11 protein-coding genes and 1 tRNA gene are annotated in these 13,772 nt (G+C 63.1%); 9 read left to right on the top strand and 3 right to left on the bottom strand.

Annotation, left to right across the window (positions count from 1 at the left end; translation table 11 throughout):
- Positions 1–127: 127 nt before the first annotated feature.
- Positions 128–616: a single-stranded DNA-binding protein gene (gene ssb, locus J8I29_RS27770; protein WP_105863239.1), complete on the bottom strand. Its 489-nt coding sequence runs from the start codon at positions 614–616 to the stop codon at positions 128–130.
- A gap of 420 nt (positions 617–1,036) precedes the next feature.
- Here ssb and J8I29_RS27765 point away from each other — a divergent pair, with 420 nt between their 5' ends.
- A complete protein-coding gene (locus tag J8I29_RS27765) occupies positions 1,037–1,480 on the top strand; it encodes a hypothetical protein (protein ID WP_146126924.1) in 444 nt (147 codons plus the stop codon).
- A gap of 209 nt (positions 1,481–1,689) precedes the next feature.
- Here J8I29_RS27765 and J8I29_RS27760 read toward each other — a convergent pair whose 3' ends face one another.
- Complete coding sequence (locus J8I29_RS27760) at positions 1,690–3,231, bottom strand: hypothetical protein (RefSeq protein ID WP_209434130.1); 1,542 nt, start codon at positions 3,229–3,231, stop codon at positions 1,690–1,692.
- A 572-nt stretch (positions 3,232–3,803) separates the two neighbouring features.
- Here J8I29_RS27760 and J8I29_RS30155 point away from each other — a divergent pair.
- A complete protein-coding gene (locus tag J8I29_RS30155; RefSeq protein WP_245197435.1) occupies positions 3,804–3,932 on the top strand; it encodes a YgdI/YgdR family lipoprotein in 129 nt (42 codons plus the stop codon).
- Positions 3,933–4,296: 364 nt separating this feature from the next.
- Here J8I29_RS30155 and J8I29_RS27755 read toward each other — a convergent pair.
- Positions 4,297–4,387: transfer RNA gene (locus J8I29_RS27755), tRNA-Ser, on the bottom strand.
- A gap of 365 nt (positions 4,388–4,752) precedes the next feature.
- Between J8I29_RS27755 and mazG the strand changes: the two genes are divergently transcribed.
- From mazG to J8I29_RS27720, 7 genes are all read left to right on the top strand, one after another.
- On the top strand, positions 4,753–5,595 hold the full coding sequence (mazG, locus tag J8I29_RS27750) for a nucleoside triphosphate pyrophosphohydrolase (RefSeq protein WP_209434129.1): 843 nt from the start codon (positions 4,753–4,755) through the stop codon (positions 5,593–5,595).
- Positions 5,596–5,756: 161 nt separating this feature from the next.
- Complete coding sequence (locus tag J8I29_RS27745) at positions 5,757–6,560, top strand: DeoR family transcriptional regulator (RefSeq protein ID WP_209434128.1); 804 nt, start codon at positions 5,757–5,759, stop codon at positions 6,558–6,560.
- A 511-nt stretch (positions 6,561–7,071) separates the two neighbouring features.
- Positions 7,072–8,601 (top strand): glycerol-3-phosphate dehydrogenase, encoded by a 1,530-nt coding sequence (gene glpD / locus J8I29_RS27740; protein ID WP_209434127.1) that lies wholly within the window; start codon positions 7,072–7,074, stop codon positions 8,599–8,601.
- Positions 8,602–8,651: 50 nt separating this feature from the next.
- Positions 8,652–10,148 (top strand): glycerol kinase GlpK, encoded by a 1,497-nt coding sequence (gene glpK, locus J8I29_RS27735; protein ID WP_105862919.1) that lies wholly within the window; start codon positions 8,652–8,654, stop codon positions 10,146–10,148.
- A 63-nt stretch (positions 10,149–10,211) separates the two neighbouring features.
- Entirely contained in the window at positions 10,212–10,931 is a 720-nt protein-coding gene (locus J8I29_RS27730; protein WP_105862918.1) for an MIP/aquaporin family protein, read from the top strand.
- 150 nt (positions 10,932–11,081) lie between these two features.
- Complete coding sequence (locus J8I29_RS27725) at positions 11,082–11,579, top strand: AAA family ATPase (RefSeq protein ID WP_209434126.1); 498 nt, start codon at positions 11,082–11,084, stop codon at positions 11,577–11,579.
- Positions 11,580–11,660: 81 nt separating this feature from the next.
- Complete coding sequence (locus tag J8I29_RS27720) at positions 11,661–13,670, top strand: hypothetical protein (protein ID WP_209434125.1); 2,010 nt, start codon at positions 11,661–11,663, stop codon at positions 13,668–13,670.
- Positions 13,671–13,772: the final 102 nt, after the last annotated feature.

The raw sequence follows: 13,772 nt of genomic DNA, 5'->3' as shown, positions 1-13,772 counted from the left end.
TGGCGCATTCGCGCTCTCCTTCGCCTGGGCAGGGCGACGATCGGTCCTTTCGATCGCGCCCGACAGCAAAACGCCGGCCACGAAGGTAGCCGGCGCCTGGGGGCATATCGATAGACCTCGTCCGCCGTCAGAACGGAATGTCGTCATCCATGTCAGCCGAAGAGAACTTGCTCGAACCGGCCGGAGCCGGACGGCGTTCCATCGGGCTCGACGAGCCGAAATCATTGCCCTGATAGTCCCGGCCGCCCTCGCCCTGCCCGCCGCCGCGCGAATCCAGGAGGGTCATCTCGCCGCGATAACGCTGCAGCACGATCTCGGTGGAATATTTCTCCACGCCCGAGGCGTCGTTGTATTTGCGGGTCTGAAGCTGGCCCTCGATATAAACCTTGGAGCCCTTCTTCAGATATTGCTCGGCGATGCGCGCCAGCCCCTCGTTGAAGATGACCACGCTGTGCCACTCGGTCTTCTCCTTGCGTTCGCCGGTAGCCTTGTCGCGCCAGCTTTCCGTGGTAGCGATGCGCAGGTTGACGACCGGCTCACCCGAATTGAGTCGCCGCACTTCCGGATCGCGGCCGAGATTACCGACCAGAATGACCTTGTTCACCGAGCCCGACATCGAGGCTTCCTTCCTTCGCTTCACAGCCTGCCGGCCGAAACGGCCCGCACGCCCCATGGCGCCCCGGGAGGCGCCTCCATCATTTCTGCTCTAGCATGCTCCCGGCGCCACGCCCGCAAGGGAATTGGCTTCGTGCACAATTAGTTTTTGTTCCATATTTGTTCGCACAATGCAAGACCGTCTTAACGGTTCGCTTACCAGACCGCACCAAAGGCGGCATCACGCCGAAGCCAGCCGTTCCGGCTCGAATCATGTGGGAATCTGCGCTATCCGGCCAAGAAAACCTTGCCTTTGGCCGCTAACTTGCCCAACAAGCAGGGCGAAAATCAGGGCCGCGCTTTCCGTCATCGCTCTTTCGCCACATTGGGCGTGCAGGGGAGCCGCACACTCCATTTCTTAGTTCCATACGAGGGCAGCAACATGGCAGGACCAGGACAACAGCGCGAAGCGACCGACGGAGCCAACACGGTAGCGGCTCTGGGTTTGCGGCGCGCCGCTTTGCGCGGCATGCTCGCTTCCCCGATCATCGACGCGGATGACCAGAAGGGCCTGCGCGACGAGTTGGTCGCCGAGCTGCGCTCCATCGCCAATTCGATTTCACGCGCTCCCGCCAAGAACGCCGTCGAGCTCTGCGCCAAACTCGACGTGCTCGGTGAAGAGTATCGTCCCGATGGCGACAGTGGTTCCATCCGCGAGCTGATCGCCTCGATCCGCCGCGATGTCGTCAGCCTGACCGGCCGCCCCGCAGCTCAGGAGCGCGCCTCCTTCCAGACGATCCGCCCGCTGCATAATGCGCGCGCCGCCGAGGCGACCCAGCAGCCGGCCGCAACCGAAGCGCCGGCCGGCGAAGCCAAGGCCGACTGAGCCGTTCCTCGACGCTGGAAACATCACCCCCGCGGAGCGATCCGCGGGGGTTTTTTGTTGGCTTTCCGTCTCCCTGCGAGATGCCGAAAGCAAGCGCGTTGCGGCCAGGAGTGATTTCGCCTCGCTGATCGAGGCTCGGCGCAAACGAAAGGGGCAGGCTCGCGCCTGCCCCCGTTCATCCTATCGGCATTGGGACCGACAATCGCTCCTTACTGGGCGTTGTCGCCATCACCGTCGTCGTCGCCGCTGCCGCCTTCATCGGCCCCGCCGGGCCCGGCACCGCCACCGTTGCCGGGGCTGAGCACCTGGCCATTGACGCTCACGGCCTTGGTCCCCGCGTCGAAGTCGACATCCCAAACCGCCTTGCCGTCAGCACCGGTCTTGGCCAGGCCCTTGATCAGGGCGATCCCCATCAGGGCCGATTCCTTGTTGGGAACCTGGGCGGCGTTCACCGCCGCGATGATCTGGTCGAGATTGGTGGCCGAAATCGTCACCTTGCCCTTCTGGCTCGGCATGACGCTCATCTGGCCTTCGGCGCTCACGGCACCGGCCGGAGCGGTGAAGGTGCTGGGCGCCAGGGTCACATGCGGCTGTCCGGCCATGAAGAGAGCCAGGAATTGCGGCGTCAGTTCATTGGGGATCGGCGGATCCTTGGTGGCATCGAAATTCTCGATCGCCAGCTTGGTGATGGCCTCGAGGTCGACGCCCTCGAACTTCACGTCGATATTGCCATCCCCCGGGACGAGCGGAGCCACCCAGCTGGGAATGGCCGGAGACTGCGGCAGAGCCAGGCCATCATACTTGATGTCGATGCCGTAGGAGGCATTCTTGACCGCGCCCGTCATGCCGACGCCGTAGCTGAGGCTGCCCAGCTTGACCGGGCCGATCGGCGTGTCGATGGTGACCTCATTCAGCTTGGTCGTGCCGGACAGGTTGTTCCACAGCGGCAGGGCCGCGGTCAGCTTCTGCTTGATCTCCGCCTGCTTGGCGATCAATTCCTTGGGATCCTTGGAATTGGCCGCCATGCCGATGAATTCCAGCACCGTCGTGAGCTGGAGATTGTCGATCTTGCCATCCGTGCTCAGCGACTTGGCCGCCACCTTGATGGTGAGGGGCTTGGTCTTGCCGGCGATGTTCTCGACGAAATCGGTGGCCGAACCGGTGGTGCTGATATTGACGCCCCCCGCGCTGCCGGCGGTCCCGGTCAGCTTGGAGCTGATCGCGCCCATGCTCGCGGTCACGGTGCTCTCGGCATCATCCATGTCCATCGACATCGAGGCGCAAGTCGTCTCATAGGTCGAGAAGGTCGAGATCTTGGGATCGAACACGCCCGAGGACTTGCAAGGCGCCGCAACCTTCATGGCGAAAGGCTTGCCGCCCTGGCTGCCGCTGAAATTGTAGTTGATCGGCGATTCGCTGGTCACCGCATAGGTGCCGTCCGAATTGGGCGTCGCCAGATAGGTGATCGGATCGAAGCTTGCGGTGACGCCGGCTCCCTTGAGCTGCGCCAGGGTGGCGCTCAGGTCGAGCTTCACGGCGTAGGCATTGCCCTGCGGGGTGATCGACAGGATGCCCTTCTCGAAAAGGCCGCTGCCGAATGTCTTGGCAAGGCTGTCCCGCAGTTGCTTGGCGCCATCCGCCGATACGCCCTGCGCAAAGGCGGGAGCGCTCAGCAGCGTCGCGGCCAGCAGCGTGCTCCGAAAGGCCAGCCTGGCGGCCGGACTGCGGCGTTTCATGCGAAGAAGTTGCATGGAGTTTCCTTCAGTGGGTGGGAAGCCGTTTCGCGGCGCACTCTTAACCCAAAATTATGAGGTGCGCACGCGTGGGGTCGGTGAAAGAGCGGTGGACGTTCAGAACCGGCCTTGAGCCGGTACAGCAGCACTAGGCCCCGTCAAGATCTGAAACGAGGTGCCGAAACGCACATGACACATTCAATAGTCTCCGTGACGGGAGCGTTTATCACGCTGCAGGCGAGCCATCCTCGATAGCAGCCAGATGGGCGGCGGACAGTTCCGCGCGTCACAACTCTTGCCTCGATGTAGAACCGGCCTTTCGATACGGACCTGGTCGTCGATAAAGACTTGGCTGCTGAAGTGTCGGCATGGCGGCTGCGGCACCGTCACTACTCAAGGTAGCATGCTGGTACCGGCTTTCAATCGATACATGACACGAGGTCGAAAAAACGGCGAGAACGACGGGAGGAGCGATTGCCAGCAAGAAACGTTTACGCTTTTGCAGCATTATGCGATGAAGACAAAAGTGCCCTCGGTAATGGTTCGGTGTTAGACCTACATCGCTGCCGTCCGAAAAAATGGAAGCGACAATGACAATTCTGAAAATCCTCACCGCTGTTTTCGTCCTGGCCGGCTTGGCAGCCTGCGCTAGCGACTACGGCCAGGCCGACCGCCGTCCGGCTTACGTCGTCGGCCCGGATACGCCGTTCCCGCGGTGAGCCCGGCGCACCGTTCATAAGTTCCCTTGCCGATCATCCGAGCGGCCGAGGCGGCATTTGCGTGATGCTGCACCGCAAGGCCCGAGCGGCTTTCATCAGGTTTCCAGCCTGCCCGAACACCCTGCCGATCCGGTGGGGTTTTCTTTTGCCCTCGATGTCGGCTCGTGCCGATTCGCCGCCGCACTGCCGCCCTTCGCTATAGGACCAGGCCCCTGCCCTCATGGCCCTGCGATGAAGCCATGGGCGTGCCCCTGCCGATCGCATGAGGATGATCCCGCGGATAGAGGCGTCAGGCCGTGAGCACCCTGCTCAAGGCGTGACCCGAGGACGCTGGGCTAACAACCGGGCTGTACAGGAAGGGGGATGGCGGAGACGCAGGGATTCGAACCCTGGATACCCTTGTGGGGTATGCTCATTTAGCAAACGAGTGCCTTCAGCCTCTCGGCCACGTCTCCAATGCCCTCCGGATAGACAATCCCGCCCCGGCAATCAAGGTAAAATCGCAACCGGCCCCAAGCTTTATGACGGGTATTGTCATCTCCTCTCTCTCGCTGGCCTGCCTCCTCTCGGATCGAGGCGGGAAATCGCTGGCTCGGCGCAGGAAAACCCGTATAGGCCCAGGGTCGGTGTCGACAATGACAGGAACGCGGGAAGCAGGCGCGGACACGACGCGGCATTCCGTTCGCGAGAGCTTTGCTTTAGATCACCATGCGTTCTAGCGAAAATGCCCTTGCTCCGATTCCTGGTTGCGACGCGTCTTTCATTTCCAGTGATTCCGTCCCATCGCACCACGCCTTCGGAAGCCGCCAGGAGAGACCGGATGAACAGCACCGCCAAATCGAACACGGCCGTCATGCCCAGCCGGGACATCGAACGCCTGCTCGATATCATGGCCGCCTTGCGAACACCCGGCACCGGCTGCCCCTGGGACCTCGAGCAGGACTTTGCCAGCATCGCCCCCTACACAATCGAGGAAGCCTATGAGGTCGCCGACGCGATCCAGCGCGGCGATATGGCCGATCTCACCGACGAACTCGGCGACCTGCTGCTGCAGGTGGTGTTTCACGCCCAGATGGCGCGCGAAGAAGGCCTGTTCGATTTCGGCAGCGTCGTGGAGGCTATCACCACCAAGCTGATCCGCCGCCACCCGCATGTCTTCGGCGAAGCCCGCAACCTGCCGCCGGCGGAGGTGAAGAAGCTCTGGGCCGAGATCAAGGCACAGGAAAAGGCCGAACGCGCGCGCCGCCATCCGCCGGCAGGCCAGGCCAGTGCCCTCGAAGGCGTTCCCGCCGCCATGCCGGCCTTGACGCGGGCGGTCAAGCTGCAGGAGAAGGCGGGCAAGGTCGGATTCGACTGGAACGACATCCGCATGGTGCTCGCCAAGGTACGCGAAGAGGCGGACGAGATCGAAGCTGCCCTTGACGAGGGCGCCGGCAAGGATGCGTTGACGGCGGAAATCGGCGATCTGCTGTTCGCCGTCGCCAATGTCGCCCGCCATGCGAATGTCGACGCGGAAGGCGCGTTGCGCGGCGCCAATGCCAAATTCGAGAGGCGCTTCCACTTCATCGAAGCCCGGCTGGGCGAGAAGGGCACGACCCCGGCCCGGTCGAGCCTGGACGAAATGGACGCATTGTGGAACGAGGCCAAGCGCGCAGGCCTATAGCCCTTCTCCGCCTCTTGTCCAGGGTCCGCGCCCATGGGCGCCAACCTGGCGGGATGGCGTGGGATTGGAGTGTCGATCTCACACTGCTTCGCTGGTCGTGCGCAGCATTCCGTGCGACAAACCCGGGGATAGCTGCATTTCCCCGTCCCGCGTGACCTGCCATGTCATCCAGCCTGCCGCCCGCCGATGCATCAGCCGCCTTCAATGTGGAGGAACGGCGCGAAGCCATCGTCAATCTGGTGCGTCAGCACGGCTTTGTCGGGGTCGAAATGCTGGCGAGCCGTTTCGGCGTCACCGTCCAGACCATCCGACGCGATCTCAATGATCTGAGCGGCGAAGGAAGGCTGGCCCGGTATCGCGGTGGCGGAGGCCTGCCGTCGAGCGTCGCCAATATCGACTACAGCGCCCGCCAGATCATGAATCAGGCCGAAAAGGAGCAGATCGCCAAGCTGGTGGCGCGTCACGTTCCCGATCACGTCTCCATCTTCATGAATATCGGCACCACCACCGAGGCGGTGGCGGCCGCGCTGATCCACCATCAGGACCTCAGGGTGATCACCAACAATCTCAACGTAGCGACGATTCTCTCGCGGCACACGGATTTCGAGATCACCATAACCGGCGGTTCGGTGCGCAACCGGGATGGCGGCGTGCTCGGCCCGGCCTGCGTGGACATGATCAGCCAGTTCCGCGTCGATATCGGCATCATCGGCATCAGCGGCATCGATACAGACGGCACGCTGCTCGATTTCGACTATGACGAGATTCGTGCCGCCCAGACCATCCTGCGCAACGCGCGCAAGACCTATCTCGTTACCGACCATACCAAGTTCCAGCGCAGGCCCCTGCTGCGCATGGCCTCGATCACCGAAGTGAGCGCCGTCTTCGTCGACAAGGCACCTCCCCGGGCGCTCGCCGAATTGCTGGCGAGCAGCGGCACGGAGCTTCACATCGCCAGCGCCTGACACCGCGGCGGCCATTCGTGCCAATTTCATGCGGCGCCATTTTCATTTGTGACACGGTTTGTCACCAAAAAATCGACTTTGATCCGCTTTCGAATTGGAACGTTGCGAACATTGCCTCTCCGCGAGGATTCAAAATTCAACACCCAGGAATTGTAATTAGAAATATCCAGAAGCATTACATCACCTACTATTTTACCTCAAATATTCAGAATACGACTGCCACTGGTCAGATCCACGGCCTCGATCGGGAAATAGACGGCGCGCTGGCGGTATTGTGTTATTGATGATCCAAAGCAGTTCAATTTTTGAAACAAAGCAAAGTTTTCGTTTATGCATAAACGAAAACAAAAATTTTCTATTGCGAAAATAGAAAACCTCGCCAACATGCCTTCCGAATATGACGCCCTCACCGATGAGGGGCGAATGCAGGGAGACGGAACGCAATGGTTCAAGCCATCTCGCCATGCTCGATAGAAGTCCCGACCGCCATCTCGATCCGCGGTGTCGCGCGATGAGCGATCAGGCATCCTCCAACGACATCGTCGACGTCTTCGTGATTGGTGGGGGCGTCAATGGCTGCGGCATTGCCCGCGATGCCGTCGGGCGGGGCTATTCGGTCTACCTGGCCGAGATGAACGATCTTGCCAGCGGCACATCCTCCAAAGCCACCAAGCTGATCCATGGCGGCCTGCGCTATCTCGAATATTACGAGTTCCGCCTGGTGCGCGAAGCCCTCACGGAACGCGAGATCGTCTGGCGCAACGCACCGCATCTCGTCCATCCGCTCCGTTTCGTACTGCCCTATTTCAAAGGGCTTCGTCCGGCCTGGATGCTGCGGATCGGCCTGTTTCTCTACGACTATATCGGCGGCCGCAAGAAATTGCCGCCCACCCGCACGCTCGACCTTCGGCGCGACGAGGCCGGTCGGCCGTTGAAGCCGATCTTCTCCAAGGCCTTCGAATATTCCGACTGCTGGGTGAATGACGCCCGCTTCGTCGCCCTTAACGCCCGTGACGCCGCCGACCGGGGCGCCATCGTCCGCACACGCTGCAAGGTCGTCTCGGCACGCCGGGACAGCGGCCTGTGGCGCATCCGGCTCCAGGACCAGATCAATGGCAGGGAGAACGAGGTCACGGCCCGTCTCGTCGTCAATGCGGCCGGCCCCTGGGTCGACGCCGTTCTGGCGGATGTGGTCGCCCACAAGGAACCGAACCAAGTACGCCTGGTCCAGGGCAGCCATATCATCGTGCCCAAGCTCTTCGACCACGACCGCTGCTACATCTTCCAGAACCCGGATGGCCGTATCATATTCGCCATCCCCTATGAGGATGAATTCACCCTGATCGGCACCACCGACCAGGACTACAAGGACGATCCGGCCAAAGTCGCGATCACGCCCGGCGAAACGGACTATCTTTGCAAGGCGGCGAGCGAGTATTTCGCCAAGGAGATCACGCCCGCCGACATCGTCTGGACCTATTCGGGCGTACGTCCGCTCTATGACGATCATGCCACCGCCGCCCAGGCCGCCACGCGCGACTATGTGATCAAGGAAGAGCTGATCGACGGCGCGCCGCTGATCAATATTTTCGGCGGCAAGATCACCACCTACCGCCGTCTGTCGGAATCGATCCTCGAGCATATCGAGAAGACCTTGGGCGCCAGGGGCAAGCCCTGGACCGCCGACGCGCCGCTGCCGGGCGGCGACATGCCCAATGCCGATCTCGACGCCTTCATCCGCTCGCTGATGGCGCGCAAGCCCTTCCTGTCCCCTGCTCTCGCCCGGCGCCTGGCCAAGGCCTACGGCACGCGGGCCCTCCACTTCCTGGAAGGCGCCAACGCCATGGCCGATCTCGGCCGGGACTTCGGCATGGGCCTCACCGCCGCCGAGATCGACTATCTGGTCGACCAGGAATGGGCCGTGACTGCCGAGGATATTCTCTGGCGCCGCTCCAAGCTCGGCCTGCATCTGCCGCCCGAGGTGGCCGGTGAGATCTCCGCCTATCTGGCCGCCAGGCAGAAGGCGCCCGTTCCCCACTGAACTCGTTCCCAGACCCAAACGGACTGCAAGAACATATCGAGGAGGAAAGCATGACCAAATATGTCGGGTCCATCGATCAAGGCACGACCAGTACCCGCTTCATCATCTTCGACCGTCGCGGCGAGATCATCTCCGTCGACCAGAAGGAGCACGAGCAGATCTATCCCAAGCCCGGCTGGGTCGAGCATGACCCGGCGGAGATCTGGCGCAACACCCAGAGCGTGATCGCCGGCGCCTTGAAGAAGAAAGGCCTGACCACGGCTAATCTCGTCTCCGTCGGCATCACCAACCAGCGCGAGACGGCGGTGCTCTGGAACCGCAAAACCGGTGCAGCGGTGCATAATGCCGTGGTGTGGATGGACACCCGCACAGACCAGTTGGTCGCCAAATTCGCCAAGGAAGGTGGACAGGATCGGCTGCGCGCCAAGACCGGCCTGCCGCTTGCCACCTATTTCTCCGGCCTGAAGCTGCGCTGGCTGCTCGACAACGTGCCCGGCGCCCAGAAGGCGGCCGAGGCCGGCGATCTCCTGTTCGGCAATCTCGACACCTGGCTGGTGTGGAACCTCACCGGCGGCACCCAGGGCGGCCTGCACCTGACCGACGTCACCAATGCCTCCCGCACCCAGCTGATGAACCTGGAGACGCTGGATTGGGAGACGGACATTCTCAATCTGTTCGACATCCCCCGCGCCTGCCTGCCGCAGATCCGTTCCTCCAGCGAAGTCTACGGCAAGTGCACGGGCGTTCTGGCCGATGTCCCGGTCGCCGGCATTCTCGGCGATCAGCAAGCCGCCCTGTTCGGCCAGGCCTGCCTGCAGCCGGGCGAAGCGAAGAACACCTACGGCACCGGCTGCTTCATGCTGATGAACACCGGCGAAAAGCCCTTCCACTCCACAGCCGGCCTGGTCACCACGCTCGGCTACAAGCTTGGCGACAACAAGCCCGTCTACGCCCTGGAAGGCTCGATCGCCATTGCCGGCGCCCTGGTGCAATGGCTGCGCGACAACCTCAACCTGGTGAAGACGGCGCCGGAGATCGAGTCTCTCGCCAATACCGTGAAGGACAATGGCGACGTCTATTTCGTGCCGGCCTTCTCCGGCCTCTATGCGCCGCACTGGAAGGAAAGCGCCCGCGGCGTGATCGCCGGCCTCACCCGTTTCGCCAACAAGGGCCATATCGCGCGCGCCGCCCTGGAGGCGACCGCCTATCAGACCCGCGAAGTGCTCGATGCCATGACCAAGGATTCGGGCGTGCAGATCAAGGAATTGCGGACGGATGGCGGCATGGTCGTCAACGAACTCCTGATGCAGTTCCAGTCCGACATCCTCAACGTGCCCGTCGTGCGGCCCAAGGTCATCGAGACCACCGCCCTGGGCTCGGCCTATGCGGCCGGCCTGGCGACCGGGTACTGGAATTCCACCAAGGACATCTCCGACAATTGGGGCGTCGACAAGCGCTGGCACCCGATGATGAAGGAAGAGCAGCGCAGCAAGCTCTTCAGTGCCTGGAACAAGGCCGTCACCCGTTCACTCGACTGGGCAGTCTGACCACAACAATCAAGCAGGGCCGCACCCGGGGGGTGACGGCCCCACAACACAGGGAAGAAAAACATGGCAGTTGGGTTTGTCGGCGAACTCATGGGCACGGCCACGCTCATCCTGTTCGGGGACGGTGTCGTGGCCAATGTGCTGCTGGCCAAGAACAAGGGCCAGAATTCGGGTTGGATCGTCATCACGGCCGGCTGGGCCTTCGCCGTTCTCTGCGGCGTGCTCGTCGCCGTTGCGGCGGGTGCCCCGGGCCATCTCAACCCGGCGGTGACCCTCGCCTTCGCCACCGCGACCGGCGATTGGAGCAATGTCGTTCCCTTCATCGCGGCCCAGTTCATCGGCGCTTTCATCGGGGCGATCCTGGTGTGGCTCGCCCATCTGATGCATTGGGGCGAAACCGAAGACCAGGGCCTCAAGCTCGCCGTTTTCTGCACCGGCCCCGCCATCCGCAACTATGGCGCCAATCTGGTGACGGAGATCATCGGCGGCTTCGCCCTGCTCTTCGTCGTCGCCGCCATCGGCTCCAAGGCCGTGGCGACGCCGGGCTATCTTGCGCCCTTCATCGTCGGCATGGTGGTCTGGGGCATCGGCGTCTCGCTCGGCGGCCCCACCGGCTATGCCATCAATCCGGCCCGCGACCTCGGCCCGCGCATTGCGCACGCCGTGCTGCCGATCGCCGGCAAGGGCGGCTCGGACTGGGGTTATTCCTGGGTGCCCGTCGTCGGTCCGGTGATCGGCGGTATCGTCGCCCTCATGCTCGCCAAGGCGACCGGCATGATGTGACGGGAAGGTCCCGGACCGAACCGTCCCGCTCCCGAAAATGGCCGGCTCGACCGGCCATTTTTATTGCCGTCATTGCAGCGTTATGCCCGGTCATGGCAGTTTGCGAACCATCATGGGCGTCCCTCCGGTCGCCTTGCAGGCAAGGCGACCATGAAACGCGTCCTGATCACCGGCATGTCCGGAACCGGCAAGACTTCGGTGATCCGCGAATTGCTGGCGCGCGGCAACCAAGCCCACGACCTCGACACAGCGGAATGGTCGCATTGGGTCGCGGCCGCCCCGGGCGATGATCTGACGCCCGGCCAGGGCGAGGACTGGGTCTGGCAGCTCGACAAGGTCGAGGCCCTGCTGTCGCGGCCAACCCCGGGACCTCTCTTCGTGAGCGGCTGTGCCGAGAACATGCCAGGCGTCCTGCACCTGTTCGACGCCGTGGTCCTGCTGTCGGCTCCCCTCCCGACCATCCTGGCGCGGCTGGCGGCCCGTACAGGCTCCGGTTACGGCCATACCGAGGAGGAACGCCGCAAGGTTGCCGAACTGATCGGCACGATTGAGCCGCTTTTGCGCCAATCAGCCGACTTCGAGATCGATACGCGCCAGCCGGTGCAAGCGACCGTCGACGCATTGCTCCGGTTTATCGAACTTCGCTGACGTCAGCGCCGCCGTCGCGATAACGCCGCCATCACGCCTTTCTCCCTAATGTGGCGAGCCGATCGCATGCGGGGAGCTGCCATGTCACGTATGGACGTTGTCAGGACCGGACGATCAAGCTGGCGGCATGGTGGAGGCCGGGCAAGTCTCGGAGCCCTCGTCTTCGGCCTTGCCTGTGCGGCAGGAGCGGCCGAATCTGCGCCCGCCATCCGATGGGAAGTCGCCAATCGCTTCCCCCTGTTCCGCAACGAGGACCATTTCCGTGCCCTCGCCGGCATCTATGCCGGCCTCCCCCTGGCCGACCGCCAGAACCGGCCCGTGATGGCGCTGGAGGTCGAGCTGGAAAAGCGCGCCGATGCCAGGCAACTCGACAAGGTTTTCGGCGATCCCTCAACGATCTGGCGTTTCGGCTGGGCCTCGGCCCTTGTCCGCAGCACCTGCTTCAGTGCGACCAATCGCGGACACTGGGCCTGCAGGCTGACCAATGGCGAGGACTATGTCGGTGCACGCAGGGCCGACATCCTGGCGAGCCTCACCGAGCCCCTCGCGGGCCGTGACTGTCAATGGCTGGTCAATGGTACCGTGGCTGCAACGGCAGCATGCGACAAGCAGATACGCCTTGCCGACCTCCCCATCGGCACAGCCTTCACCCTGGCCGCCAGGGCCGACGGTTCGGCCGTGGCGGAAGCACCCGGCCAGACCATTCGGCCGGTTACCATTCTCGGCATGGGCGATTCCTTCGCCTCCGGGGAAGGCAATCCGGACAAGGCCGCTGTGCTCGGCACCGACGTCAACAATTTCCAGGAATCGTCCCGCCTGCCGGGTGAATCGGGATGGCGCGGCCGGCTGCGGCTTTACCCCCTCCGCTACAAGCACAATTTCGACAAAAGTTTCGGGATCGGCGCCCTATGGATCAATCAGCAATGCCATCGCTCGCTCTATTCCCACCAGCTCAAGGCCGCCCTGGCGATCGCCCTGGAAGCGCCGCATGTCCGTGTGACCTATCTCGGCTATGGCTGCACGGGGGCGGAGGTCTTCGAGGGGCTTCTCGGCTACTGGGCGGCCCGCGATGACGTTCCCAAAGACCGGCCGGGCAAGGCGGGCCAGTATGACGCTTCGCCACAGGTGATGCGCGCCTTGCGTGACCTTTGCCCCAGACCTCTGAAGGGCTTCAACCGGTTCTCGCCACCCCCACATTTTTCCTGGCAAAGCGATCTCAAACGTTGCGCAGCCTTCAAGCGGGCCCCCGACATCCTGCTGCTCAGCATCGGCGGGAATGATATCGGCTTTTCGCGGGTCATTGCCGGCGAGGCCCTGGTTGCGGGCAGTCATTTCCTGTCGCTTCGGCGAGCGGCCGAAAGACTGTGGATCAAGGGAGCCGGCCCCATCACGTTTCGGGATGCCACGGCTGCGCAGAGTTCGCTGTCCGACCGGTATCGCATCCTGGCCCAGGCCTTCGAACGGCTGTTGGGGCTGAATGCGTCCCAGATCATTCAGACCGGCTATCCTCAAATGCTGCACACGGGCAGCGGCACTTGCCCGCATGCCTCCAGCGGCGAAGCGGGCACAGCCGGTATGGACCTTCACGAGATCTTCCGGATCAGCAAGCCGCCCACGGGTGCTGACTCGGTCGCCTTCGTCGACGGCCTCAATGCCAAGATTCGCGCTCTCGGTGCCGGCATTGGCTGGCAGGTGGTGACCGGCTTCGCCGATGAGTTCAAGGGCCACGCCTTGTGCCAGCCCGGCATGGCGGACGGCAGCAACGGCCCGGACGGGCTCCGTTTTCCGGTCAGCACACCGACCGGGCAACGCTGGACCCCGTTTTCACCACCGCGCTGGCAAGCCTATCGCCCGCGTCAGCGCTGGTTTGTCACGCCGAACGATGCCTTCCTCACCGCCAACACCATGCGCACGCTGGCGGGCAGCGGCGGCGATCCACATATGAACGGCCGCGCCCAGCCGGTCCTGGCTGCCACCCTCAGCGGCTCCTTTCATCCAAACGCACTCGGTCAGGCCGCCATGGGCGACGCAGTGTTGACGGCGCTGCGCCAGAAATTGGGATTGCCCGTACCCGGTGCTCCCGTGCCATAGCGATCGTCCCTGCCGTGCCAGGATGGCCGGCCGTGTTGGTTCAGCAGCCTCGGGAGGCCTCAAGATTAACCATGCCGCTAGAATGGAGACGGCTTGCCGATC

Source organism: Labrys sp. LIt4 (assembly GCF_017813775.1).
GTDB classification, from domain to species: domain Bacteria; phylum Pseudomonadota; class Alphaproteobacteria; order Rhizobiales; family Labraceae; genus Labrys; species Labrys okinawensis_A.
Note: the sequence above shows the minus strand (reverse complement) of the source record. Positions and strands in the feature narration are given on the sequence as shown.